This is a genomic window from Chloroflexota bacterium (assembly GCA_016197225.1).
In the GTDB taxonomy this organism is placed as follows: Bacteria; Chloroflexota; Anaerolineae; order Anaerolineales; family VGOW01; genus VGOW01.
Genome location: JACPWC010000047.1, coordinates 1 through 2,355 on the forward strand (window position 1 = coordinate 1; position 2,355 = coordinate 2,355).

2 protein-coding genes are annotated in these 2,355 nt (G+C 56.6%); both read right to left on the reverse strand.

All coding sequences use genetic code 11. The features are described 5' to 3' along the window. Positions 1–128: 128 nt before the first annotated feature. Complete coding sequence (locus HYZ49_07885) at positions 129–1,208, reverse strand: hypothetical protein (protein ID MBI3242197.1); 1,080 nt, start codon at positions 1,206–1,208, stop codon at positions 129–131. Positions 1,209–1,519: 311 nt separating this feature from the next. Next, positions 1,520–1,957 (reverse strand): GNAT family N-acetyltransferase, encoded by a 438-nt coding sequence (locus tag HYZ49_07890; GenBank protein ID MBI3242198.1) that lies wholly within the window; start codon positions 1,955–1,957, stop codon positions 1,520–1,522. Positions 1,958–2,355 lie beyond the last annotated feature (398 nt).

Here is a 2,355-nt window from a genome sequence, read left to right on the forward strand (position 1 = left end):
AAGGGTTGGGCGTAGTGAGCGTAGCGAACGGAGCCGGCAACCCGGTGTTAGGCGACGTGGGATTTTTTTTACTTGCATCGCTCAACGCTCACACCACCATTGGCACTCACCGGGCGGGTGTATTCCGCCTACCGGATCTGATCTTTCACTTCACCCCAAGTCTGGGTGCCGACCACAGTAGGACCTGTAAGAGTGATCATGTATACCCTGCCATCGGTGGTACCAGCATACAGCGTCTGTGGCGTAGTCGGAGATACCGCCAGCGAAACGATGTCGTGGTGCTCATCGTCGTTGAATGCGGCCCAGGTTTTCCCACCATCCACGCTCCGGTACACCCCGTCCGTGGTGCCGGCATATACCGCCTGAGGTGTACTTGGGGACACGGCCACCGTCCGGGACTGGGGGAAGCCCCTGTCTTCTCCAGGAACCCAAGTCACTCCACCATCAGGACTCCTAAATGGCCAGGCCGCATTATCCGCGATCGCATAGACTATTTGACCGGCGCGCGGGTCTACCATCAGCCCGAAGAAACTGGGATTACTCAGGTTGCCAGTGATCCTTGTCCAGTTCTCCCCACCATCCACACTCTTGTACGCCCCACCTGAGCCACCGGCGTATATCGTCTGCGGTGCGCTCGGGTCCATCGCCATTGCATAGACATGGAGGTTTTCTGACCAACAGCAGTTGACCATGCCGTTGTTGATCGCGACCCAACTCGCCCCCCCATCCATGCTCTTATACACCCCATCCCAAGTGCCGGCATACACAGTCTGCGGTGTGCTGGGGTCCACTATCAACGCGTCGATATTTCGTTTATCTGTGGCATCGGGCAGGCCGTTGTTGGCCGCAGTCCAACTTACCCCGCCATCCACACTCTTGAACACCCCCCCGCCGTAGTCAGTGCCAGCATACACGGTCTGCGTCGCGCCTGGGTCCACCGCTAGTGCCGCGACGGCGGAACTTGTCAGGCCGACACTGGCCTCGGCCCAAGTCACCCCACCATCCAGGCTCTTGTATACCCCCTCCGTGGTACCCGCATACACCGTCGTCGGTACACTCGGATCCAGAACCAATGCAGCTATCCACACATCTCTCTTACCTTCATACGGCCCACTACTCGTCCACACATTGTCGCCGGCCCAGGATATTCCGAAACACAGGATCTCGCTCAGAAAGAGCCCGGCCAGGAATCTATTCTGTCGTCTCATAGGGACACCTCCGCTGACGAAGTCGATCTGTTCAACTAGTGATTGAGCCACATACATGCGGTGTATCTTCATCGATTCCGGAGAATTATCGGAAGATATGCCAACCCGTTTTATCCCATGTTGCCTAACGTCTTCGGGTTGCCGAACCCGCCGGGCTGGCGCGGCGTTTGCCGCTCCTGGCAAACGGCGTGACAGACCAAGGGTTGGGCGTAGTGAGCGTAGCGAACGAAGCCGGCAACCCGGTGTTATGTGACGTGTGGCACTACAGCAGCTCTCACGTAGCTCTGAGCCGCTACTTCAGAAACCAGCCGTTACGCCGAAATCGGATGGACCAGCCGGATATGCCCCTCATAGGGCGAATCGCAGTCAATATATCCTGCTGAACGGAAACACCTCACACTGGCCTCGTTTTTCGGTCGAATGTCTGCGGTTAGCGCTTTGATGCCTTTGACCTCTGGCCTTGAAGCTATAGCCTGTAAAGTATGTTTGCCATAACCACGTTTTCTGTGCTCAGGATTCACCACGATCATCACGCCGGCCGTTTGATCTGCTGCTATCTCATAGCCAACGTAGGCTACAGGCAGGTTCCCATCGTAAACCATCCAGACATAGTAATGGGGTTGGGAACGAACATAATCGACGAACTGAGCAGAGGGCTCATCTACCCACTGACTCTCGGAATCTTTGAACCACACTTGGAGGACGGTCAGATGCGATTTGTCTAGCGGCACAAGAACCAACTCGTTCATTTTCACATCCTCTTTGGTCAATGGGTCATTCCAGGTGGACTACCACAATCTGAGACCTTGGGACTTCCTGACGTTGAGCCTGGAACGGCATCTGGCTTATGAGCCACCCTCACAAACCAGGGTGCCCCGATGACAAATACCCTGCCCTCGCTAACGACCTGGGACACCACGATGGTCAGGGCTCAGGTCTTTGTCTTTGCTTTTGCCACATGTTCACATAACGTCTCCGGGTTGCCGAACCCGAAGGGCTGGCGCGGCGTTTGCCGCTCCTGGCAAACGACGTGACAGACCAAGGGTTGGGCGAAGGAAGGGCGAAGCCCGACCGGAGCCGGCAACCCGGTGTTATACGCAGTTGGCATTTGCAGGCGAGTTGACACTATGGGAGTTGACCGACCAGC

Coding starts and splice junctions, on each gene's coding strand:
- HYZ49_07890 (MBI3242198.1), bottom strand. CDS start 1,957: ATGAACGAGTTGGTTCTTGTGCCGCTAGACAAATCGCATCTGACCGTC.
- HYZ49_07885 (MBI3242197.1), bottom strand. CDS start 1,208: ATGAGACGACAGAATAGATTCCTGGCCGGGCTCTTTCTGAGCGAGATC.